Source organism: Massilia haematophila (assembly GCF_042647645.1).
Classification (GTDB): Bacteria; Pseudomonadota; Gammaproteobacteria; order Burkholderiales; family Burkholderiaceae_D; genus Telluria; species Telluria haematophila.
On sequence record NZ_JBHRVV010000001.1, the window covers coordinates 978,229 to 1,000,671 of the forward strand.

The 22,443-nt window shown below is 65.8% G+C and carries 25 protein-coding genes; 20 read left to right on the forward strand and 5 right to left on the reverse strand.

Annotation, left to right across the window (positions count from 1 at the left end; genetic code table 11):
* Window positions 1–7 precede the first annotated feature (7 nt).
* Window positions 8–406, reverse strand: coding sequence for a hypothetical protein (locus ACFOPH_RS04490; RefSeq protein WP_312552191.1), 399 nt, complete (start codon window positions 404–406; stop codon window positions 8–10).
* A gap of 618 nt (window positions 407–1,024) precedes the next feature.
* Here ACFOPH_RS04490 and ACFOPH_RS04495 point away from each other — a divergent pair.
* The 17 genes from ACFOPH_RS04495 (at window position 1,025) to lnt (ending at window position 16,786) form a co-directional block, all read left to right on the forward strand.
* Complete coding sequence (locus ACFOPH_RS04495) at window positions 1,025–1,297, forward strand: Flp family type IVb pilin (protein WP_312552190.1); 273 nt, start codon at window positions 1,025–1,027, stop codon at window positions 1,295–1,297.
* A 94-nt stretch (window positions 1,298–1,391) separates the two neighbouring features.
* The gene (locus ACFOPH_RS04500; RefSeq protein ID WP_379733803.1) at window positions 1,392–2,768 is read left to right on the forward strand and encodes a pilus assembly protein TadG-related protein; all 1,377 of its coding nucleotides are present in this window, start codon (window positions 1,392–1,394) and stop codon (window positions 2,766–2,768) included.
* Window positions 2,759–3,526, forward strand: coding sequence for a hypothetical protein (locus tag ACFOPH_RS04505; protein ID WP_379733805.1), 768 nt, complete (start codon window positions 2,759–2,761; stop codon window positions 3,524–3,526). Before ACFOPH_RS04500 ends, ACFOPH_RS04505 begins: the two co-directional genes overlap by 10 nt.
* Window positions 3,523–4,341 carry a TadE/TadG family type IV pilus assembly protein gene (locus tag ACFOPH_RS04510; RefSeq protein ID WP_379733807.1) on the forward strand — a complete coding sequence of 273 codons (819 nt, stop codon included), beginning with the start codon at window positions 3,523–3,525 and terminating at the stop codon, window positions 4,339–4,341. The genes ACFOPH_RS04505 and ACFOPH_RS04510 overlap by 4 nt, the downstream gene beginning before the upstream one ends.
* Entirely contained in the window at window positions 4,329–5,000 is a 672-nt protein-coding gene (locus ACFOPH_RS04515) for a hypothetical protein (protein WP_312552184.1), read from the forward strand. The genes ACFOPH_RS04510 and ACFOPH_RS04515 overlap by 13 nt, the downstream gene beginning before the upstream one ends.
* Window positions 5,001–5,057: 57 nt before the next feature.
* A complete protein-coding gene (locus ACFOPH_RS04520) occupies window positions 5,058–5,207 on the forward strand; it encodes a hypothetical protein (RefSeq protein WP_312552182.1) in 150 nt (49 codons plus the stop codon).
* Window positions 5,208–5,249: 42 nt separating this feature from the next.
* Window positions 5,250–6,293 carry a Flp pilus assembly protein CpaB gene (cpaB, locus tag ACFOPH_RS04525; RefSeq protein ID WP_379733809.1) on the forward strand — a complete coding sequence of 348 codons (1,044 nt, stop codon included), beginning with the start codon at window positions 5,250–5,252 and terminating at the stop codon, window positions 6,291–6,293.
* 6 nt (window positions 6,294–6,299) lie between these two features.
* The gene (locus ACFOPH_RS04530; RefSeq protein ID WP_312549162.1) at window positions 6,300–7,691 is read left to right on the forward strand and encodes a type II and III secretion system protein family protein; all 1,392 of its coding nucleotides are present in this window, start codon (window positions 6,300–6,302) and stop codon (window positions 7,689–7,691) included.
* A gap of 5 nt (window positions 7,692–7,696) precedes the next feature.
* Window positions 7,697–9,478, forward strand: coding sequence for an ATPase, T2SS/T4P/T4SS family (locus ACFOPH_RS04535; protein WP_312549165.1), 1,782 nt, complete (start codon window positions 7,697–7,699; stop codon window positions 9,476–9,478).
* Window positions 9,471–10,331 (forward strand): type II secretion system F family protein, encoded by an 861-nt coding sequence (locus tag ACFOPH_RS04540; RefSeq protein ID WP_379733811.1) that lies wholly within the window; start codon window positions 9,471–9,473, stop codon window positions 10,329–10,331. Before ACFOPH_RS04535 ends, ACFOPH_RS04540 begins: the two co-directional genes overlap by 8 nt.
* Window positions 10,332–10,343: 12 nt before the next feature.
* Complete coding sequence (locus ACFOPH_RS04545) at window positions 10,344–11,225, forward strand: type II secretion system F family protein (RefSeq protein ID WP_379733813.1); 882 nt, start codon at window positions 10,344–10,346, stop codon at window positions 11,223–11,225.
* Between the two features lie 102 nt (window positions 11,226–11,327).
* Window positions 11,328–11,774, forward strand: a complete 447-nt coding sequence (locus ACFOPH_RS04550) for a tetratricopeptide repeat protein (RefSeq protein WP_312549170.1) — start codon at window positions 11,328–11,330, stop codon at window positions 11,772–11,774.
* The gene (locus ACFOPH_RS04555) at window positions 11,771–12,451 is read left to right on the forward strand and encodes a TadE family protein (protein ID WP_312549171.1); all 681 of its coding nucleotides are present in this window, start codon (window positions 11,771–11,773) and stop codon (window positions 12,449–12,451) included. The genes ACFOPH_RS04550 and ACFOPH_RS04555 overlap by 4 nt, the downstream gene beginning before the upstream one ends.
* On the forward strand, window positions 12,448–12,816 hold the full coding sequence (locus ACFOPH_RS04560) for a DUF192 domain-containing protein (RefSeq protein WP_312549172.1): 369 nt from the start codon (window positions 12,448–12,450) through the stop codon (window positions 12,814–12,816). Before ACFOPH_RS04555 ends, ACFOPH_RS04560 begins: the two co-directional genes overlap by 4 nt.
* Window positions 12,809–13,201, forward strand: coding sequence for a hypothetical protein (locus ACFOPH_RS04565; protein WP_312549174.1), 393 nt, complete (start codon window positions 12,809–12,811; stop codon window positions 13,199–13,201). Before ACFOPH_RS04560 ends, ACFOPH_RS04565 begins: the two co-directional genes overlap by 8 nt.
* A gap of 250 nt (window positions 13,202–13,451) precedes the next feature.
* The gene (locus ACFOPH_RS04570; RefSeq protein ID WP_379733815.1) at window positions 13,452–15,185 is read left to right on the forward strand and encodes a hypothetical protein; all 1,734 of its coding nucleotides are present in this window, start codon (window positions 13,452–13,454) and stop codon (window positions 15,183–15,185) included.
* Window positions 15,182–16,786 carry an apolipoprotein N-acyltransferase gene (gene lnt, locus ACFOPH_RS04575; protein ID WP_379733817.1) on the forward strand — a complete coding sequence of 535 codons (1,605 nt, stop codon included), beginning with the start codon at window positions 15,182–15,184 and terminating at the stop codon, window positions 16,784–16,786. Before ACFOPH_RS04570 ends, lnt begins: the two co-directional genes overlap by 4 nt.
* Before the next feature lie 2 nt (window positions 16,787–16,788).
* Here the strand turns inward: lnt and ACFOPH_RS04580 are convergent, their stop codons facing one another.
* A complete protein-coding gene (locus ACFOPH_RS04580) occupies window positions 16,789–17,946 on the reverse strand; it encodes a pyridoxal phosphate-dependent aminotransferase (protein ID WP_379733819.1) in 1,158 nt (385 codons plus the stop codon).
* Window positions 17,947–17,983: 37 nt separating this feature from the next.
* The gene (locus tag ACFOPH_RS04585) at window positions 17,984–18,439 is read right to left on the reverse strand and encodes a putative toxin-antitoxin system toxin component, PIN family (RefSeq protein WP_379733821.1); all 456 of its coding nucleotides are present in this window, start codon (window positions 18,437–18,439) and stop codon (window positions 17,984–17,986) included.
* A 29-nt stretch (window positions 18,440–18,468) separates the two neighbouring features.
* Between ACFOPH_RS04585 and yaaA the strand changes: the two genes are divergently transcribed.
* Entirely contained in the window at window positions 18,469–19,236 is a 768-nt protein-coding gene (yaaA, locus tag ACFOPH_RS04590) for a peroxide stress protein YaaA (protein WP_379733823.1), read from the forward strand.
* A 144-nt stretch (window positions 19,237–19,380) separates the two neighbouring features.
* Here yaaA and ACFOPH_RS04595 read toward each other — a convergent pair whose 3' ends face one another.
* Window positions 19,381–20,226 carry an outer membrane protein assembly factor BamD gene (locus ACFOPH_RS04595; RefSeq protein WP_312549183.1) on the reverse strand — a complete coding sequence of 282 codons (846 nt, stop codon included), beginning with the start codon at window positions 20,224–20,226 and terminating at the stop codon, window positions 19,381–19,383.
* Window positions 20,227–20,290: 64 nt separating this feature from the next.
* On the opposite strand from ACFOPH_RS04595, the gene ACFOPH_RS04600 reads away from it, so the two are divergent.
* Both ACFOPH_RS04600 and pgeF read left to right on the forward strand, forming a co-directional pair.
* Window positions 20,291–21,325 (forward strand): RluA family pseudouridine synthase, encoded by a 1,035-nt coding sequence (locus tag ACFOPH_RS04600; protein WP_312549184.1) that lies wholly within the window; start codon window positions 20,291–20,293, stop codon window positions 21,323–21,325.
* Window positions 21,325–22,101 (forward strand): peptidoglycan editing factor PgeF, encoded by a 777-nt coding sequence (pgeF, locus tag ACFOPH_RS04605; RefSeq protein ID WP_379733825.1) that lies wholly within the window; start codon window positions 21,325–21,327, stop codon window positions 22,099–22,101. The genes ACFOPH_RS04600 and pgeF overlap by 1 nt, the downstream gene beginning before the upstream one ends.
* A gap of 25 nt (window positions 22,102–22,126) precedes the next feature.
* Here pgeF and ACFOPH_RS04610 read toward each other — a convergent pair whose 3' ends face one another.
* Entirely contained in the window at window positions 22,127–22,438 is a 312-nt protein-coding gene (locus ACFOPH_RS04610) for a hypothetical protein (RefSeq protein ID WP_312549186.1), read from the reverse strand.
* Window positions 22,439–22,443: the final 5 nt, after the last annotated feature.

Sequence of the window (22,443 nt, forward strand, 5' to 3'; positions counted from 1 at the left end):
TATCGGATTAGTGGTTCAAGGACTTGATCGTGCATTGTTCCGCCAGGACGGCGGATTTCAGCTCCGGGAACAGTGGACTGGAACCCAGCCGAATGCGCTTGCACCGCGCCGATCCCTTGAGCCGACCTTGGAAATTCGCCAGTTGGAACAATCGTTCCTCGGGCACCGATTCGTCGAACACGATGTAGGCCGGAACCGGCCCGTCCGGGAAATCGCTGGTGGTGCCTGCGATGCTGTCGAGCGCATCCTTGTCGATCACGGCGGCAACGGCGCCGCGATCGAAATTCACCAGCGCATTCTTCTTTTCCAGCTTGGCATGGACTTCGAATTCGGGAACGGTACGCGATGATCCCGCATATGCCGAGGAACTGGCGGCAAGCAAACAGAGGAGTGCGCGAATAAACATGGAATCTCTTTCGAAAACACGTGAATGACGAGGAAACGACAGCCTCGATAATAGAAAGGGTTTGCCGGCGCCGGAATGCCTTTCGGATTGCCGGACGGGGGAGGTGCCGGCAAGCATTTTAAGCGGATATCTGCCCGAGGGTAAATAGAACACGTATCGGTACTGGCACGGCAGGGCGTCACGCCCGATCAAACTGTTTGCCAATATATCTTGCAAATAACATCTATTTCTTTCGATGCAATATTTGTGCACAGATGGAAAATAGAAGTGCTGATGTGCCAATTCACCATGGGTAAGCCGTCGAGCGTTTGCAACGCAAGCTGCAAATTATTCGTCTTGCATAAATGCCGGCCAAATCTATCCGATATTCACCCCGCACTCCTTGTTGCTAAGGCATGCATCCAATATGCATGACGGGCGCGATATATTTCACCTACCCTGGATACATTGAATCTCACGCATTCTCACTTTTTCTTCTCTTTTCTCTTGTCGGATATATTACTTTCTTAAAATAAACACAAATTTATATTGCAATTGAATTTAATCGTTGTTTATCATTTAAATGCACTGCAGGTTATCTTGTACCACTACCCAACTTTCGCAAATTCAGGAGAAGTTATGAAACCGTTTAATCTTCGTCGCCAGCTCGGCCAGGGCATGACCGAGTACATCATTATCGTGGCATTGATCGCCGTTGCCGCCATCGGCGTCTACAAGGCGTTCGGCGACGTCGTCCGCGGCCAGACTTCGGTCGCCGCCTCGACGCTGGCCGGCAAGGATAGCGGCGGCGCACGCACGCGTGTGGAGGAAGCCGGTGACGAATCCAACGAGCGCGGCCAGGGCAAGAAAGACCTGACCAACTTCGAACTGGACACCAAAGGCGGCAAGTAATCATCACAGGTAGCCGGTCAGGAGGTAATGGCGCCGCCCCGCTCGGGGCGGCGCCCCCAACCGGAACAAATACAGGATAAATTTGGAGAAAACCATGCAAGGCAAGCTGACACGACGCGGAAAGGGGCAGGCCCTGGTCCTGTTTCTTGGTTTTGCCGCGGCGATGATCGGCATCCTGCTGGTGTCGTTCAATTCCGGACAAGTTACGAACGCAAAGATGCGCGCAATGAATGCCGCCGATGCCGCCGCATACAGCGGTGCAGTCTGGCAGGCGCGTACTCTGAATTTTCAGGCGTACATGAACCGGGCGATGGTCGTGAATGAAGTCACGATTGCGCAATCGGTCAGCCTGCGCTCCTGGATCGATTATCTGGCGCGCTTCGTCAGTAATATCGAAACACTCGGCAAATATATTCCCTGGGTCGGACCCTTCATTACCGCGGTGTCAAAAGGCCTGGATGCCGTCGAAACCGGGGTGGACAGATTGATGCCCAACTTCGAAAGGGCCGCCCGGGCGGCAAGCCATGCCGAGCACGAAGTACAGAATATTTTCAATGGTTATGGCGACATCGGCGCGCTGGATATCGCAATCGACGTCGCGAAGAAAAACGGCGCCGCCATCTCGACCGGCGGTTATGCCTTGATCAAGCGTAACCACGACGAATGGGGAAATTTTACCGATGAGTATACGCGAACGCATCGTCCAGCCGGCACCAGCGGCGACGGACGCAAGCGCTTTCGCGCGGTCACGCTCGATTCCCGCGACGGATTCAGCGAAAACCGTAAATGGAATCAGAGCCTGTTCGGCATCCTTGGCGAATTCGACAAGCAGGGCGGAACCGATCTTGTCAATTACGACGCCTGGAAAGGTCTCGATTCGGCGGCGTATTGCACCGTCGGCAGGTTCGGGAAATGTCCATGGATACCGCTCGGCTGGGGCGGCGCCCAAGCCTCGTTCCCCAAGGCCAACGGCATTGGACAGCACGGAAGCGGGGACTGGAACCGGACCGATGGCCGCCTGGCGCGTACCGAGGCGAACCGTAACAGCCAGGTCACGACCCTGCCCAGGCGATTCCCGGATTACCGCGACCTGAAAGTGCTCGATACGAGCAAGACGGCGCAGCAGAAAGTCTCGTTTGCCGTCGAGGTGGTGGTAGCGGACAAGGAGATCCCGACGGCACGCACGGCAATGAGTGCGCAGGCCGCGCTCGTGAATGGCGCCAAGATCGAGCACGATCCGCAGTATGCGGCGGACGCGGGCGTGTTCGGACTATCGGAGGGTTGCGTGGCGTTCGAACGTCCTGTGGGCGAAGAGCGCGCGGACGGCGGCGTTGAGCGGCCGAGCCTGTTCAATCCCTACTGGCGCGCGTCCCTCGCCACCCCGAGCAAGGACACGCGCAAGATCGTTGGCGGAGCCAAGTTGCTGCCGCCGATAGAAGCATTTTTTGGAGGAATTGGTTCATGCGAGTAGGTTTGGCCTGGCAACTGGGGGGCTACGCACTGTGCGGCGCGGTAATGGTCGTGGGTCTTGCCGGCTGCGGTAAAGGTAATGCAGCAGGAGGGGCGGACAGCACGGCGCCTGCGCGGAAGCCGGGTGCGGGCAAGGGCAGTTATGTCCTGGTGACGCAATTGCGGCCCGAGTCGCCGGAGAAATTTTTCCCGATGGAGCGCCGTGCCTACGCGCTATGCGCAGGACTAGCGCAGGGAAAGAATCTGCCGGTCAAGCCCTTCCCGCCGATGCCGTCCGATTTCGCCTGGGAACGCAGCACCTATGCCAGCGACGGCGAACGCAGCGTGAACCGCAAGCTCGTCCATAGTCTCGACCTGCGCAAGATGAAGCCGGAAAGCGGCTGCGAAGTCAGCCTCGACAGCCAGTTGACCGTTGCCCTGACCAGCGAGGGACAGGAGCGCATGGCCAACCAGGACGAAGACGGCAATATGCTGTTGTCCGATCCGGAACCGGCGAGCGAGGAAGCCGTGCGTCCGTCCCTGCTGGCGTCGTTCACCCAGCCCAGGCGCATCAATGGCGTGCCCCTGAAATGCGACGCCGCCAATGCCTGCATCGTCGACCCGACCGTCGCGCTCGTCGCGAACGGGGTGCGCCCGGTGCAGGCTTCCTATCGCACCGACGACCCCAAGACCTATGGCAGCGCGCTGGTCCAGGAGCCGGTATCGCTGAGCGTGGGCAAGCCCGTCAGCCAGGAACTGTTCTCGCTGGAGGCGAAGTGAAGCGCCGCCGTGAAGACGGCCAGGCCATGTTCGAGGCGGCTGTCATGCTTGGCATTGTCGCGCTGCTGTTTCTCGGGATTTTCTATCTCGGCAAATTCCACGACGTCCAGGCCAGCACCATCCAGGCGGCGCGCTACGCCGCATGGGAGCGCACCGTCCATTCCCCGGCCGCGATGAGCGACGCGCGGATCCAGGAGAAGGTGCGCACCCGTCTGTTCACGTGGAACCAGGATCCGTTCAAGAACACTGACGGGCTGGCCAATGGCCGCGCGTGGACGACCCAGACGGCCGTCTGGTACGACCATGCCGGTCGCCGGCGCCTGATCGAGCAGCCGGATGATGTCACGGTGGGAACCGGAAACGGGCCCATGCCGGGGAGGGCGGGCGAAGCCGTGACCAGGGTTTTCGGCATGGTCACGGGCGCGCTGGACCGCCTCACCGGGGGCGAAGCCCTCCCCGAGGGCGGGCTGGTCAGCGGCAGCGCCGCCGTCAAGCTCGCGAACATCGCCGCCTTGCCGGCACCGCTGAACAAGCTGGACCTGACGCTGAGCGAGACTTCCTCGCTGGCCGTCAACAGCTGGGATGCCAGCGGACCGAAGCAGGCGGCATTGCGTAGCCGGACCTTCACGGTGGCCGGGCCGTTGACCGAGCTGGACGGCTTGCTGGGCCCCCTCCAGTGGGCGCTGAGTCCGCTCGAGCCGGCGTTCAAGGACCTCCATTTTGGCCAGGTGTGCCCGGACATCGTGCCGGCCGACCGGGTGCAGAGTGTCAGCGTGCGGCCGGCCTACAGGGGAGGTGGCGCGTGCGTGCGCTGATCGCTTGCGCGCTTGTCGCCCTTGCCCTTGCCCTGGCCCTGGGCGCGTCGCCGGCACGGGCCGCCGATCGCTGGCAAGACCTGCCGCCGTCGCTCCAGCTCGAGGCGGTGGGCGACAGTTTGCGGATGAACGGGACCCCGATGACGATCCGGGCGTTTCGCAGCCGGGAATCGGCCGAGACCCTGCTGCGCGAAGTGCAGGCTGCGTGGGAGCGCGATCCGGGAAAGCAGCCGGTACGGCGCGCCAGCATCCCGAACTGGACAGTGCTGAACCAGACGATCGGCGATCGGCACCGCAGCTTCCAGGTGCGCGAGCGCAATGGGATTGCCGACGGCTTCGTCGCCGTGACCTCGCCCCGCGAGGCGCGCGAACCGCAGCTCGCGCTGCGCATGCCGGCGCTGGTATTGCCGATGCAGGTCATCGATTCGGTCGACCAGGGAAAAGTCTCGCAACAGGTGCTCGCCGTTTCCCGGCGTTCGGTCGAAGCCACTGCCCATGCGCTCGATGAAGCCCTGAAATCGCAACGCTGGGAACGCCGCCCGATCATGAAGAGGGGACCGGTCGCACGATTGTCGGCAAACCGCGGTGCGGAACAGTTCGACGCCTTCGTGAGTGCGCAGAAGAGCGGCTCGCTGGTGATGATCAACACCGTCAAGTAAGGAGGATTTTTGTTCATTTGCGATAGAAGACCGATCAGGCACAGCAGCGGGCAGGGAATGATCGAGTACCTGCTCGCCACCGTCATGGTGGCGCTGCTGCTGTTCATTCCCACGCCGCTGACAAACAACATGTCGCTCGCCGAATATCTCGCGCGGGCCGTGCGGTCGTTTTTTCGTGGCTACTCGTTCGTGATGTCCGTGACCTGACCTTTGCTGGATGATATGCGTCTAAAAGTTTCTAAAAATGTGATGTTGCTGGGTGGGGCGATCGCGCTCGGCACCCTGTGCTTTGTCGGCGCAAGTTACTACATGCGCGACTATCTGAGCCAGGCGGAAAGCCGGCTGGCCCGCTCCTACGAGACCCGGAAGGTGATGGTCGCCAAGGTCGAGGTGCCTGCAGGCACCATGCTGAGCGAGGAAAACCTCGCGGTGCGGGCGATCCCGGAGCGCTACCTGGCAAGCACGGCGCTTGGTCCGGACGAACTCGACATGGTGCGTGGCCAGAAGCTCGTCGTTGCGCTCAAGCCGGGCGATCCACTCGACCGCGCCGCGATCGAGCGCGGCGGCGATGCGGCGCTGTCGACCACCGTCGCCATCGGCGAAAGGGCGATCACGTTCCCTGTCGACGAAATCAGTTCCATCTCTGGAATGCTGGTTCCCGGGGACATCATCGACCTGGTCTTCACCGGCAGCGGCACGACCGCCAATTCCTATCGCCAGCCACGCTCCGAAAATGGCGTCCCCAAGGAGCTGGTGCACGTACGCCCGATCCTGCAGGCGGTGCCCGTGATCGCTACCGGCAAGACCACCCAGAAGCGCGTGGTCAATACCGAGAACGGCGGGCAGCGCGAAGTCGACGTCGCCTTCAGTACCGTCACCCTGACCGTGACTCCCCAGCAGGCCGAGCAGGTGCTGCTGGCGCAAAAACTGGGCGCCCTGACCGCCGTGCTGCGCAACCCGGACGACAAGCAGGTGCTGGCCAGGTCGGTCCTGGACGAAGCCACCTTCAAGCAGGTGGCCGCGCGGCCCGAAGGCGGTCGCGGCGGCTACCGGGGCCGTTATATCGAAATGATCGTTGGCGGCCTCGGCACGCCGGGCGGCAGCCGTACGCTGGCGCCGCAAGGCGCCGACAATCCGCTCGTCGCGCTGCTGGGCGGCCTTGGCGCGGGTGCTGCGGCCCGCCCGGCGGCGCCGCAAGCGCCGGAGCCGTCCGCCGGCGACGTGCGCGCCCGCCTCGGCGTGGCGCCGGATCCGGTCCGCACCGTCGCTGCCCCTTTTTCTCCAACCAAGTAGGAACGCATGACTAATCCGATAAAGCCGACCGCAGGCATGCCGGCATCGACTCCGCACGCCCTCTTCGCCGGCACGCTGTTGCTGGCCCTGTTCCTGATGCTCGCACTGTTCGCCCTTCCAACGCCGGCGGGGGCGGCTGCCGCGCCCGACCTGGAACTGTACGCCGGCGAGGCCAAGGTGCTGGCCCTGGCGCCGGCCCGCATCGCCATCGGCAACGGCAAGGTGGTTTCGGCGTCCAGCCTGTCCTCCAAGCAGCTGCTGGTCCTGGCCGAAGCCCCGGGGACGACCACCTTGCACTTGTGGTTCAAGAATGGTTCGGAACGCATCATGACGGTGCTGGTACGAGAGGGCAATGTCCAGGCGATACTGGAAGACGTCAAGCGCCTCCTCGCCGGGATGGAGAACGTCACGGCCCGGGTGGCAGGATCGAAGGTCGTGCTCGAAGGCGAAATGGTGAGCGACGACAACCAGGCGCGGGTCCAGGCGATTCAGAAGATGTTCCCTGAACAGGTCGTGAATTTCGTCGGCAAGGTTGGCTGGGAAAAAATGATTTATATGGATGTCAAAGTGCTTGAACTGAGCACCCGCGGTTCGCGTGAACTCGGCATCCGCTGGGATTCGTCGATCAATGGCCCGCATGGCGGCCTGGTGGCCGATTTCTATACCAATACGTCGTTCCGCTACGTGCCGGACCAGAGCGCTAGCGGACTCGACCTGACAGGCGTGCCCTTGCCCGGGAAGGTCTGGCCGCCGAAGGGATTTCTCAATCTCACGACCCTGATCACGTCGCGCATCAATCTGCTGGTGCAGAACGGCGACGCGGAAGTGCTGGCGGCGCCCAGCCTGACCACGCGCAGCGGTTCGAAGGCCCGTTTCGTGGCGGGTGGAGAGATTCCCTTGCCGGTCGCGACGGCCTTCGGCCAGACCCAGGTCGACATGAAGGAATACGGTGTGATCCTGGAGGTCACGCCCGTTACCGACAAGTCGGGGGCGATCTACGCCAAGGTCGACGTCGAAGTCAGCAGCATCGACCGCTCGGTCACGGTGCTGGGCATCCCGGGTTTCCTGAAGCGCAAGACTACGGCCGAATTCAATTCGCGCGACGGCGAATCGGTGGTGTTGAACGGCATGTATCAATACGAAAGCGCCGGCGACACCCAGGACCTGCCGGGCCTGGCCAAGCTGCCGCTGGTGGGCGGCCTGTTCCGCAACAAGGCGAAGACGACCGCGACGCGCGAGGTGGCGATCGTGATCACGCCGCGCGTAGTGACGGCCACGCCGGAAGCCCCATCCGGCCCTGCCGACCTGAACCGGGAGAAATTGGATGAGTTCGACAAAACCATGCGCGACCGCCAGCTACTGCCCAGCAAGTCCGCGCCATTGACGATTACGGAGTAAGAAACATGGTAACCATCGAGGCCAGGGACAAGGATGGCCGGCTGGTCGACTATATCGTCCAGGCGACCGCGGTGCTGGGCGCCGAGGCTGGCTCGCCGATACCGCTGCCTGCGGCGGCGGGGCGCAAGGCGCTGCGCCTGCTGGTCGACGCAGAAGGCGGCGCCAGCGTGATCGACCTGGCATCGCTGTCGGGCGTATTCGTCAATGGCGAACGCATCGTGCGCTATGGACCGCTGCGCGTGGATGACGCGATCAGTGTCGCTGGCATGCAGCTGCGCGTGAAGGCGCTCGGCACTGCCCGGCCGCCCGAACCGTCTCGGCCCAGGATGCACGAGAGCGCGCCCGCTCTCGCTCCCGCTCCCGCCATGGCGCCGCCGCGCCCGGCCCTGACGGTGGCGCCCGCACCGGCACCTGCCCCGGCGTCGGCGACCGCCGCGCGCGAGCCGGCGCCCGTGCAGGTCGTCGAACCGCCCGATCGCTCGCACCAGCAGGCGCTGGCCCGGAACGCCGAATTCCTCCACGCGGAACTGATCAAGGCGCTCGATTTGCGGCGCCAGGACGTCACCCGGATGGGCGACGACGAGCTGCGCGTCGTTGCCAGCAAGCTCATCGACGAACTGATGGCCAAGCTGACATTCCCGGCCATCACCGATCCGGACGAGTTGAAGCGCTTCGTCCTGGACGAGGCGGTCGGCCTCGGCGTACTGGAAAGCCTGATGGCGGACGATTCGGTGACCGAGGTCATGGTCAACGGCGCGGAAGAAATCTTCGTCGAGCGCGACGGGCAGACCGGACGCTCGGACATCGCCTTCTCCAGCGAAAAAGCACTGATGGGTGTGATCGAGCGGATCGTCTCGCCGATCGGACGCCGGGTCGACGAATCGTCGCCCTTGTGTGACGCGCGGTTGAAGGACGGCTCGCGCGTCAACATCGTGATCCGCCCGATCGCCCTCAAGGGGCCGACGATCTCGATTCGTAAGTTTGCCAAGAAGCGCCTCATGGTCGACGACCTGGTGCGATTCGGTTCGGTCGACGCGGCCATGGTTGCCTTCCTGAAGATCTGCGTCGAGCAGAAGAAGAACATCGTCATTTCCGGCGGTACCGGCTCCGGCAAGACGACGCTGCTGAACATCATCTCGAACCTGATCCCGCCGCGCGAGCGGATCGTCACGATCGAGGACGCCGCCGAGCTGAAGCTCTACCACGACAACCTGATCACGCTGGAAGCCCGTCCCGCCAACGTCGAGGGACGCGGGGCGGTCACGATTCGCGACCTGGTCCGCAACGCCCTGCGGATGCGTCCGGACCGCATTGTCGTCGGCGAGTGCCGCGGCGGTGAAGCACTCGACATGCTGCAGGCGATGAACACCGGCCACGACGGCTCGCTGACCACGGCCCACGCGAACTCGCCGCGCGACATGCTGTCGCGCCTCGAGGTGATGGTGATGATGGGCGGCATGGATCTGCCGGTCATGGCGATCCGCGAACAGGTCGCTTCCGCGGTCCAGATCATCGTGCAGCAGACGCGGTTTGCCTGCGGCACCCGCAAGGTCACCAGCATCACCGAGATCACCGGCATGGAGCGCGGCGTGATCCAGATGCAGGAAATCTTCCGCTTCCAGCGCCTGGGCTTTTACGACAACGGCAAGATCCGTGGGCAGTTCGTTCCGACCGGCTACGTGCCGACCTTCTACGAGGAACTGCGCGATTACGGTGTCGAGCTCGACCTGGGCATCTTTGGCGCCGAGCGCGCGGATTTGCAGATGGGGCATGCAAGCAATGGCTGACAGCGTACTGCCACACCTGATCGCGCTTGGCTTCGCCATCACCGTGGTGCTGGGCGTAATGGCCCTATGGGCTGCCGGTCGGCGCTTCGCGGCCTATTACCAGAGCACCGTGCTCGAGACAACGAACGTCAAGCTGTCGGACATGTTCATCTTCATGGACCGCCGCCAGCTGAGCCGTATCAGCCTGGTCGCTACCGTGCTGGTGCCGATCCTGTTGCTGCTAGCGACGGGCAATCCCTTGCTGGCGATCGGCGGCGCGGTGGTATGCCTGTTCGGCCCGAAGCTGGCCCACAAGCGCCTGCGCGACAAGCGCCGCAAGATGCTGATCCGCCAGCTGCCCGACACCCTCGACGCCCTGGTCGGGGGCCTGCGCTCGGGGCTGTCGCTGCCGCAGGCGCTCGGCCTGTTGGCCGAGCAGCTGCCGAAGCCGTCGAACCAGGAGTTCTCGCTGGTGGTGCGCAAGTTGCGCATTGGCGTCGGGCTCGATGTGGTCCTCGACGAGCTCGAATCCCGCGTGCAGTCGAGCGAATACACGATGTTCACCACCAGCATGCTGATCGCGCGTGAGGTGGGGGGCAACCTGACCGAATCGCTGGAACGGCTGGCGGACACGATGCGCAGGAAGCTGACCATGGAAGACAAGATCGATGCGCTGACTTCCCAGGGCAAGCTGCAGGGACTGATTGTCGGCGCGCTGCCGCTGTTCCTGATGTGGGTACTGACCGAAATGGAACCGGAGGCCATGGCGCCGCTGTACTCCACCTGGCTCGGCTACGGCGTGCTGGCCGTGATCTTCGTGCTCGAGCTGATCGGCTATGTGCTGATCCGCAAGATCGTCAACATCAACGTCTGAAGAGGAACGCCCATGCAACCCTACCTGTTCGCGCTGGTGTTCGGGCTGATGTTCGCGCTGACCGTGGTCGCCATCCTGGTCGTCGTCTATAGGGTCGTGACAGCCGTGCCGGATGAAGACCGCACCTATGCCGACAAGCCGCCGAAGCCGCTGGCGATGGTGTGGCCGTTGATCGACGTCGCCACTTTCTACTGCGGGCCGTGGCTGTCGGTCGAGTACCGCGAAAGGACGATCCGCCGCCTGCGCAAGGTCGAGCTGGACTACGCCTTGTCGCCCCAGCAGTGGTTTGGCGCGAAGCTCGTCTACGGCATCCTGATCGGTTTGATTGTCACGCTGCTGACCCTGTGGCTGGGCGTCCAGAGCCTGATCATCCCGGTGATGGGCTTCGTGTTCGGCTTCTACTACCTCGAGATCTGGATGCGCGACCAGGTCAAGCGGGTGGAGACCGAAGTCCTCAAGAACCTGCCGAACCTCCTCGACATGCTCACCATGGCGATCGAATCGGGCTGTAACTTGACCGTCGGCATCAACATCGCTGTCGACAAAACCCCGGACAACGCCTTGCGGCGCGCCTTCGCCCGGGTGCTGCGGGAAATCCGCTCGGGACGCAACCGCATCGATGCCCTGCGCATGATGGACGAGCGTCTCGACATCGGCGCCGTGACCTCGCTGGTGAGCACCCTGGTGCAGGCCGAAAAGACCGGTGCCAGTCTCGGCGCGGTGCTGCGCGCCCAGTCGGCCCAGCGCACCAACGAGCGCTTCGCACGCGCCGAGAAACTGGCGATGGAAGCGCCGGTCAAGATGCTGGGCCCGTTGATCCTGTGTATTTTCCCTTGCACCTTTGTCGTCATCGGCTTCCCGATCGGGATCAAGATGATGAACGCGCTTAACTGAAAGAGATTGATGGTGTCCAGAATTCCCGATACGCCAAGGACGATGACAGGGGCCGTGCTGCTGGCGGCGGTCTTGCTCCTGTGCGGATGCGCGACGGCGCCGGTGCAGCCCGTCGCTGTCGAGCCGGAGATCCACACGATGACGCGCGACGATGCGCTGCGGCTCGCCGGCGAGGCCGAGCGCGTGCTGGCGGCCGGGCGGCTGGCCGACGCCGGCGCCGCCTATATCCGCATCGTCACCGCGTTCCCGGACGATGCCCGGGCCTGGTTCAGGCTCGGCACCATCTACCTGCGTACCGGCCAGTACGGCGCCGCGCAAATGGCGTGCGAACGCGCCTTGCGCCTCGAGCCCGGCATGGCGAAGGCACAGGCCAACCTGGCGCTGGCGCACCTGCGCCAGTTCCGCGCCGCCGCGGAACGCGCCGCGGCCAGTGCCGAGGTGCCCGAGGATAACCGCAAGGCGCTGGCCGTCTTGATGCGCGATGTCGACCGTGCGGTGGGGCCGCCTGTCGTGGCGTACGGCGTGGCGCAGGCAGGAGTGGCGCAGTGAGACCGCAGCGTCGGCCATCATGGCGCCAGTCCGGCCAGGGAACGATCGAATTCCAGATCATGTCCGTGCTGGTCTTGATACCGCTGCTGCTGGGCGTCTTGCAGATGGGCTTGCTCGTAGTGGCAAAGAACACCCTGAACGTCGCCACCCTCGGCGCGGCGCGCGCAGGGGCCGCCTCGGGCGGCAGCCATGCGGCGATGAACGACGCGCTGGCGCTCGGCCTTGCAGCCTTGCACGTGGCCAAGGTCAAGCAAGCCACCGGTGTCGGCATGACGGACATCTCCGCCGGCAATTACACGCAAGTGGCGGTCGGGGCGATAGGCGCTTCGAAAGTCGACAACCTCGTCTACACCAAGATCCGGGTGATCAATCCGGTCAGGGCGTCGTTCGAGGATTTCGGGATCGACAAGGCCGGCGACAAGCTGATCCCCGTGACCAAGGTGTACGACAACATGAAAGTCGGCGCCAAGTCCGGCCAGACGCATGCCGACGCCCTGTTGCTGAAGATCGAAGTGCGCTATTGCGCCGAGCTGGTCGTGCCCTTCATCAGCCAGATCATTCTCGGGTTTAACAGGGACCCGGCTTGCCTGTCGGTGGGTACGCCACGCATTCCCATGGTCAGCCAGGCGCTGGTGCGCATGACGGTGCCGCCGAGCCGGAATACGCTGCTCAAATGAAGGCGCCTTCGATCGAGTTCGGCACCCTGCGCGTCGACCTGGCCCGCAGCTTCGCCTCGCGCCTGGTCGGCCTGCTGGGACGGCGCGGACTCGCACCCGACCGGGCGCTGCTGCTGGCACCGTGCAATAACGTGCATACCTTTTTCATGCGCTTTGCGATCGACGTCGTCTTCCTCGACCGCGACGGTGTCGTGCTGGCGGTCGTCCCGCACCTGGCTCCCTGGCGCCTGGCGGCGGCGCGGCGGGCCTACGCCTGCCTGGAACTGGCGGCCGGCAGTGCCGGTCAACATGGACTGGCGCCGGGCCGGCGCATCGCGCAGTTCGCCGCCGCGCACCTGGGCCGACCGGAGAACGGCCATGCGTAAGGCGTGCGCGAGCCTGGCGCTGAGCGCCTCCGTGCTGGCTGGCGCGCCGGGGCCGGCGTGCGCCGGCGTCCATGCGCACGTCGATCCGGTCAGCGGCATGGTTGTGCTGAGCAATATCGCACCGACCGGGCGCACGGCCGCACCGGCGCCAAGGCGGGGGCAGGCGGGCGAGGCAGGGGCGCCGATTGCATTTCCGCGGGTCAGCGCACAACGCCAGCGCGAGATGGACGGCGATCGCCGCGCCATCCTGCAGGAGGAATTGACTCACGAGCGACGCGCCCTGGCCGCCGCTTCCGCCGCGCGTGCGGCCAGCGATGTGCTGGTGCGTCACGCGGCCAATGTCGCGGCCCTCCAGCGTGAGCTGGCTGCCGTGACGGGCAAATAGAATAATCAACCGTGACCATAGGGATACCATGAAGTCGAAACACAGCAGTCATTTGCCTGAGGCATCGCATGTGCGTGCAACCGTCCTGGACAGGGGCGCGTTGCGCGTTGCGGCGTGTGCGCTGGCCATTCTCGCCGCGGGTTGCGGCGGCGGCGGCGATACGGCGCCGGGAGCGATCCCGCCGATCAATTCGGCTGGGCCGAGCGGAAGTACGCCAGGCAATCCTGGCACCCCGACTGCAGGCATCGGCGTGACGTTGACGCTGCAGGCGGCCGACGGCGCGGCAACCCCGACCACGATCGCGCTCGGCAAGCCGCTCGGCGTGACTGCCACGGTGCTCGACCAGGCCGGCAAGCCGGTCGCGAACGCCTTGCTGACTGTCGCAGTCGACCCGGAAATGCTTTCGATGACGCCGGCCCGCGGCCAGGTTGCTACCGATGCGGGCGGCAAGGCCACGCTCACGCTCGCTCCCGCCGGCGTCGCCAGCAGCGGTCCCACCGTGGTCAAAGTCCTGGCCCAGCAGGGAAGCAACAGCGCCAGCGCGGAAAGCGTGGTCACGGTCGCGCAGCCCGCGCTGTCGGTGCGCCGTGTATCGCCATTGGCCAGCCCGGCCCCGCTGGCCGCGTATGGCGCGGCCCTGGTGACCCTGGACGTGCTCAATGACGGCGCAGTGCTCAGCAGCATGCCGGTGACGCTCAGCCTGCGCTCGAACTGCGCCGATGCCGGCCGCGCGGCGCTGCCGGCCAGCGTGACGACGGTACAGGGCAGGGCCCAGTTCACCTACCAGGACAAGGGCTGCGCTCAGGGCGACAGCATCGTCGCGACCGTGGAGGGCAGCAGCGCCGGGATCAGCGTCGCCATGGCGCCGGCCAGTCCGGATGCCGCCTCGGTCGTCGTCGGCGACATCACGCCGGCCGACAAATCCATCGTCATCCAGGGCACCGGCGGCAACGGGCGCACCGAGACCGCCCTGGTCGGCTTCCGCGTGCTGGACAAGACCGGCGCGCCGGTGGCCAACCAGACCGTGGCGTTCTCGACCATCTCGACCAGGGCGGTCGGGCTGAGCCGCAACAGCGGCCTCACCGACGCCAATGGCGACGTGTATGTGAACCTGATCTCCGGTGTCGAGCCGACCGCGGTCCGGGTCGTGGCAAGGCTGGCCAATGGCGTGAGTACGGTGTCGGACACGATCACGGTGACCACCGGCCTGCCGACCCAGCTCTCGTTCTCGCTCAGCGCGGAAAAGTTCAACATCGAGGGCTACGACTACGACGACGTGGAGAACGAGATCAAGCTGCTGCTGGCGGACCAGTTCAGCAATCCGGTGGCCGACGGGGTGCCGGTGGTGGTGCAGACCGACAGCGGCGCCATCGGCAGCGCCGATCGCGGCGGCTGCCTGACCGCCAACGGCCGCTGCGTCGTCAACCTGCGCAGCCAGAATCCGCGTTACGGCAGCGATGCGGCGGCGCCGCGCGGGCGTGCCGGCCTGGCCACGATTACCGTGACCACGCTGGCGGGCTCCAACGCGGCGCTGAGCGGCGAGATCGCGGTGTTCCTGAGCGGCAGCCATGTCCGTCACTTCACCCTCGACGGCACGCCTGCGGGCGTCGCCTTGACCAGCAGCGGGATGACGGTGACCACGACGAACTGTGCCGCAGTCAATGTCCCGCTGCGAATCAGCGACGCCCGGCGCAATCCGATGCCGGCCGAGACCGCGGTGGCCTTCGACAGTACGGTGTCGATGACGGGCAAGGTGTACCCGGCCGAGGTGCCGAGCGCCGCCCCGATGTATACCGGCGGCGTGGCGACGGGGGACCAGGGCACGGTCCACACCCTGTCGCTGCTGCCGGAGAGCGGGACCTGCCAGCAGGGCGGCACGAAGCAGATGACGGCATCGGCCAACCTGGTCGTGACGACGCCGTTCGGTAATGCCACCCTGTTGCCGATCGTGATCCGCTACCCGGGCAAGGCCGACGCGCCGTGACGCGCGTGGCGCCAGCCGGCGCCAGGTCGCTGGGCCGGCCGGCGAAGCTGTTCATGGCCGCCCTGTTCGGGACGGTCATGATGCTGTCGTTTGCACCAGGCGACGCCTGGTGGCTGACGCCGTTCTGCCTTGCCGGCCTGTTCATGCTGGCGCCGGGGGAGGGGGCGCTTGGTGCCGGCTGGCTCGGCCTGGTGTTCGGCCTGGGCTGGCTGGGCAGCGGCGTCTGGTGGCTGTACCCGGGGCTGGCGGGACACACCGACGCCGGGCCGGCACTGGCCCTGGCGCTGACGCTCGTGCTGGCCTGCTACCAGGCGCTGTTTCCCGCGCTGGCGCTGGCCGCCTTTGCCGCGCTTGCGCGGCGCTGCCCGCAACGAATCGGCGCCGGGGCGTGGCGCTGGAGCGCCGGCGCGTCGCTCTGGATGCTGGCGGAATGGATACGCGCCACCCTGTTCGGCGGCTTTCCCTGGCTGCTGAGCGGCACCGCGCACGCCGCCGCGCCGCTCGGCGCCCTGGCGCCCTGGGTCGGCGTGATGGGTGTCGGATGGATCAATGCCTTCGTGGCGCTGGCGCTGGCCGACGCTTCGCTGCGCGTGCATGAGGGGCTGTTGGCGCGCAAGCGGGCCGCCTGGGCGGAAGCGGCGCTGCAGCTGGGGGTGACCCTGGGGCTGGTCGCATTGGCCTGCGCCCTGCTTCCCTTGCAGCGCTGGACCGCGCCTACCGGCCAGCGCCTGGCGGTGCGCCTGATCCAGGGCGACATGGCGCAGCGGTCCATGGCGACCCCCGCCGGCCTGGCGCAGGCGGCCGGCCGTTATGCCGCCATGGCCGGGAGCACGTCCGCCGACCTGACCGTGATGCCGGAGACGGCCTTGCCGTTGGCCTGGAGTGCGATGCCGCCGCCGGTCCTGGCGCAGTGGCGCGCCCTTGCCGGCGCGCGCCGCACCGCCCTGGTGGTAGGCGCCTTCGGCGCGGACGGCGCCAGGCGCATGGCCACCAACAGTGCGCTGGCACTGCTGCCGGGGGGCGCAGGCCCGTACGACTATCGTTACGACAAGGTGCACCTGGTGCCGTTCGGCGAGCAGACCTGGCCGTGGTCCGCGTGGCTGACCGGCCTCATCTATCGGGAGTTCGACTCGCTGGAGCCGGGTGCGCCCGGCCAGGCGCCATTGATCCTGGAGAAGGGGCGGGTGGCGCTCGGCATCTGCTTCGAGTCCCTGTTCGATGTCGCGACCGCAAACAAGGCCGCCGCCGCCGGCGTGCTCGTCAATCTTACCAATTTCGGCTGGTTCGACGGCAGCTACGCCGCCGCGCAGCACCTCCAGGCAGGCCAAATGCGCGCCCGCGAGACCGGACGGCCCTTCGTCCAGGTGGGGAATACGGGTGGCACAGCCATTGCCGGTCCCGACGGCGAGCTGCGCGCGACGCTCCCGGCCGAGGTGACGGCCGTGCTCGACGCCGAGGTGGAGCTGATGCAAGGAATGACGCCGTTCATGCGCTTCGGTAACGGGCCTCTGCTCGGCGCCAGCCTGATCCTGTTGCTGCTGGCTGCGCGCCGCCCGGCCGCCTCAGACGTCGAGGTGGCGCCCACCGCCGTGCGTACATAGATCTACAGCCTGGCCAGGCGCGCCAGCGCCTGGCGCAAGGTCTCGTCCTGCTTGGCGAAGCAGAAGCGCACGATGCCCGACTCCGTGGGCTGGCTGTAGAAAGGCGAGACGGGAATCGCGGCGACCTGGAACTCGGCGGTCAGCCACTTGGCGAATTCGGTTTCCGGCAGGTTCGATACGGCGTCGTAGCGCACGCACTGGAAATAGGTGCCGTCGGCCGGCAGCAGCTCGAAGCGGGTGTTCGCCAGTCCCGCGCGGAACAGGTCGCGCTTCTCCTGGTAGAAGGCCGGCAGCTCGAGGTAAGGCGCGGGGTCGGCCATGTAGCGCGCGATGCCGTGCTGCATCGGCGTGTTCACGGTGAACACGTTGTACTGGTGCACCTTGCGGAACTCGGCGGTGAGCGCCGCGGGCGCCGCCATGTAGCCGACCTTCCAGCCGGTGACGTGGTAGGTCTTGCCGAAGCTCGAGACCACGAAGGCGCGCTCGGCCAGCACCGGGTGGGTGGCCACCGACGCGTGGCGCTGGCCGTCGTAGACCATGTGCTCGTAGACCTCGTCGGACAGGACCAGGATATCGGTGCCGTCGACGATCGCCGCCAGGCGCTCGAGGTCGGCGCGGCGCAGGATGGTGCCGGTCGGGTTGTGTGGCGAATTGATGACGATGAGGCGGGTGCGCGGGCCGACCGCCGCCGCCACCTTATCCCAGGGCAGGGTGTAGCCCCCGGGGCCCACGTCCATCGCCACCGGGACCGCCACGCCGCCGGCCAGCGCGATTGCCGGCGCATAGCTGTCGTAGGCCGGTTCGATGACGATCGCCTCCTCGCCCGGGCGCACGCAGCAGAGGATGGCCGTGCTCAGGGCCTGGGTGGCGCCAGCGGTGACCGTGATTTCCAGGTTGGGGTCGTAGGCGCGGCCGTAGAGGCGGCCGATCTTGCCGGCGATCGCCTCGCGCAGGGCCGGCACGCCGCTCATCAGCGGGTACTGGTTGTGGCCGGCGCGCATGGCCTCGTTCACGTAGTCGAGCAGCAGCGGGTCGCAGCCGAAGTCGGGGAAGCCCTGGCCGAGATTGACGGCGCCATGCTCGGCGGCGAGGGCCGACATCGTGGAGAAGACGGTGGTGCCGACGGTCGGCAGGCGCGATTGCAGTGCTGGGGTGCTCATGGTCGAAAGCGTGGTTTTAAGCGTGGTTTTGGTCCGCTCATTCTACCGCGAGGGCGAGTTGTGCCTTGGTCCACGCTTCCGGCAGCATGATGCGGAACAGGCCGGCCTGCGCGGTCTTGCGGCCGAGTTTCAGCAAGGCCTTGTCCTTGGTGACCAGGACCCCGGCGCCGGCGTCGCGCGCGATCTCGAGGAATTTCTGGTCGTCGCGGTCGGTGCAGACCGGCAGGCGGACCGGTTTGCTGTCCGGCGCCACCACGACGATCAGGTCGTCGAAACGCTGCGCGGCCTGGCGCCGCGATTGCTCGTCGAGCGGCAGGTGCGGGTAATGCAGCACGACCAGGTATTCGTCGCGGCAGTCGGCGCGGGTGATCGCCTGGACCTCGCCGGCCTCGAGCGCGCGCAGCAGCCGTTCCCAGCGCGGGTCGCGAAAGACGAACAGGTCCAGGCAGACGTTGGTGTCGAGAACAATGCGTTGTTCGGAAGCAGGTATCATATAGGGACTTAATTGCTTTTACGTTTACGATGCTGATTGTTTTATCGCCTGCCAAGTCGCTCGACCTCGACACCCCATCCCCGACCCAGGACCACACGCTGCCCGACTTCATCGACCGTGCCGGCCAATTGATTGGCGTGCTGCGCGACCTGTCCCCTGGGCAGGTCGGCGACCTGATGCACATTTCCGACAGCCTGTCGGTCCTCAACGTGGCGCGCTACGCCAGCTGGACCGCGGACCACGGCGAAGGCTACCAGGCGGTGATGGCCTTTAACGGCGACGTGTATGCCGGGCTCGATGCGCGCAGCCTGGACGCAAAGGCGATCGCCTTTGCCCAGGCCCGCCTGCGCATCCTGTCGGGCCTGTATGGCCTGCTGCGGCCGCTCGACCTGATCCACCCGTATCGCCTGGAAATGGGCACGAAACTGGCCAACCCCGGCGGCAAGGACCTCTACACCTTCTGGGGCGAGACCATCACCCGCGCGCTGAATGCCGAGCTGGCGAAGACCGGCTCCTCGGCGCTGGTCAACCTGGCGTCGGAAGAGTACTTCAAGTCGGTGAAGCCGAAGCTGCTCGACGTGCCCGTCGTTACGCCGGTGTTCGAGGACTGGAAGAACGGAAAATACAAGATCATCTCCTTCTTCGCCAAGCGCGCGCGCGGCATGATGGCGCGCTACGCGATCGAGAAGGGCATCACCGATCCGGAGCAGCTCAAGGAATTCGACGTCGACGGCTATGCCTATATTCCGTCGGAGTCGGGGGAGCGCAATTGGGTGTTCCGCCGCAAAGAGGTGTGATGTAGGGTGGGCACTGCGTGCCCACGCGTTCAAACGGTGTTGGCTTCGAGGGGCGATAACAATATGCCGCCGGAACGGCCAACAATATTCATCGTTCACGCGTGGGCACGGGGTGCCTACGCCGGCCGCGCCCACCCTACGCCGTCACCGCGTAGCGGTGACGTCCTTCGGCGCCGGCTTGGCGCCCGACTTCGACCAGAACTTCCACCACGGCGCGTCGCCGCTGCCCTTGCCGCCCATGAAGCGGCTGTCCGGGTAGTTCAACTGGAATACGCGCTGGGTGTCGTCGCGCAGGTCGAACATGCCGAGCTTGTCGTAGGCGCGGATCATGATGAACAGCGCTTCCTCGCGCGACGGCGATTCGCTGTAGTCCGACACCGCGTTCTGGGCGCGGTTGACGGCGGCCAGGTAGGCGCCGCGGCGATAATAGTAGTTCGCGACGTGGACCTCGTAGGCCGCCATCGCGTTGATCAGGTAGTTCATGCGCGCGATCGAGTCCGGCGCGTATTTGCTGTTCGGGAAGCGGTCGACCAGGGCCTTGAAGGCGGCAAAGGCTTCGCGGGTCGCGCGCGGATCACGCTCGGACGGATCTTGCGAGTACAGCACGCTCATGAAGCCGATCTGGTCGTTGAAGTTGACCAAGCCGCGCAGGTAGTACATGTAGTCGACCTGAGGGTGGTTCGGGTGCAGCTTGATGAAGCGTTCGACCGCGGCCAGGGCCTCGGCCTGGTCCTGCGCCTTGTAGTGCGCGTAGGCGATTTCCATCTGGGCCTGGGCGGCATAGGTGCCGAAGGGGTAGTTCGCTTCCAGGCGCCGGAACAGCTGGATTGCTGCTTCGTAGTGGCCGCCCGCCATCTCTTCGCGTGCCTCAGCGTATAATTTCTCCGCTGACTGATTTTGGGTGGCGTCTGTCTTCTTCGGCAACATGCCGCAGCCCGACAGGCCCAACAAGGCACTCGTAGCAAGCACCACCAACAATTTTTTTTGCATAGCTTTTTGCAGAAAAGTTTTACCGAGATTCAACGAACGGCTGATTATAGCCGATGGGACTGACGTGATATTAACTCCTGCGCCGAATTCGGCGGATTTACCCCTGGACTCCGATTTCGACGACGATATCGTCGCCGAGTTTCCTCTTGCCGGCGGCATCGACCTGACGCCGATCACCCTGCACCTGGATGCCCAGGCCTGCGGTCAGCGCCTCGACAAGGTCGTGGCCGGCCTGGTGCCGCAGTTTTCGCGCAGCCGCCTGCAGCTGTGGTTCGAGCAGGGCCACGTGCTGGTCGACGGCAAGCCGGCGCGCGGCAAGGACACCGCCTACGGCGACGAGACCGTGGTCGTCGAACCGCAGCCGGCGCCGGAAGACACCGCCTTCGCCCCGGAAGCGATCGCCCTGAACATCGTCCACGAGGACGAGCACATCCTGGTGATCAACAAGCCGGCCGGCCTGGTCGTGCATCCGGGCGCCGGCAACTGGTCGGGCACGCTGCTCAACGGCCTGCTGCACCATGCGCCGCAACTGGCGTCGGTGCCGCGCGCCGGCATCGTGCACCGCCTGGACAAGGACACCAGCGGCCTGATGGTGGTCGGCAAGACCCTGGCGGCCCAGACCGACCTGGTGCGCCAGCTGCAGGCGCGCAGCGTCAAGCGCGAATACTTCGCCCTGGTGTGGGGCACGCCGAGCCTGTCGGGCACCATCAATGCGTCGATGGGACGGCACCCGAAGGACCGCGTCAAGATGGCGGTCTCGACCGGCCTGGGCGCCAAGCCCGCGATCACCCACTACGAGCGCGTCGCCAGCGGCATGCTCGACCGCCGCCCGGTCAGCCTGGTGCGCTGCTCGCTCGAAACCGGCCGCACCCACCAGATCCGCGTGCACATGCTGTCGATCGGCTTCGGCCTGGTCGGCGATTCGGTGTACGGCAAGACCCACCTGAGTCCAGTGTTCCACCGCCAGGCCCTGCAGGCGCGCCGCCTCGGCCTGGTGCATCCGGCCACGGGCGAGGCCTGCGAATGGGTGGTGCCGCTGGCCGAGGACTTCGCCGAGCTGATCGCGCGCGCCGGCATCCCGGAACCGGAAGCCGCGTGATGGAAGCCGCCGACCTGGTCATCCCCGACTGGCCCGGGCTGCCCGAGAACATCGGCGCCCTGGCCACGACGCGCGCCGGCGGCGTCTCCGTCGGTCCCTACGACGATGGTCGCGGCGGCGGCGGACTGAACCTCGGCCTGCACGTCGGCGACGATCCGGCCCGGGTGGCCGAGAACCGCGCGCGCCTGCAGGTCCTGCTGCCGGGACGCCCGGCCTGGATCGCCCAGGTGCACGGCAACGGCGTGGTCGATGCGGCCACCGTCGGGCCTGGCCAGCCGGTGCGCGAGGGCGATGCCAGCATCGCTACCGGGCGCGGCGTGGTCTGCGCCATCCTCACCGCCGACTGCCTGCCGGTGCTGTTCGCCGACCTCGACGGGCGGGTGGTGGGCGCGGCCCACGCCGGCTGGCGTGGGCTGGCCGGCGGCGTGCTGCAGGCAAGCGTGCGCGCCATGCGCCGCGCCGGGGCAGGGGAGATCAGCGCCTGGCTGGGGCCGGCGATCGGGCCGATGGCCTTCGAGGTGGGGCAGGACGTGTTCGACAGCTTCGCGCTGGCGCTGCCGGGCGTCGACATCGGCTTTGCCTTCCGGCGCCACCCCGAACAGGCGTCGAAATACCTTGCCGACATGTTCGCGCTGGCGCGCCTGATGCTCGAACGCGAAGGCGTGACCGGGATTGCCGGCGGCATCCATTGCACCGCCACCGAGCGCGACCGTTTCTATTCGTACCGCCGCGACGGCGTGACTGGCCGCCAGGCGAGTTTGATCTGGCTCAAGTAGTAAACTGCAGCGGCATCGACACTGGCTAGTCTGCGCCGCCACAGCCGCCGTCGGCGCCAGTAGCGCAGCCGGAGGAGCCGCCGCCGTCGCCCATCGACGTGTAGGCGGGAACAGTGCGCAGCGGCAACGGCGCGTCCGTGACGGCAGCGCCCTCAGGGTGCCGTGCCGATGCGTCGGCGCGACGCCGGCGCCGTCTTCCCGCCCCGGCGAGGTAAAAAAGTATAGACAAGGGCAACACGCCGTAGCCGAAAAAAGTCATAATTCCGGCGATCACCGAGGTTTCGGTCGCCGCCATCAGGATGACGACGTAGGCCCAGCCGATTGCAACGATCCACATGCTTT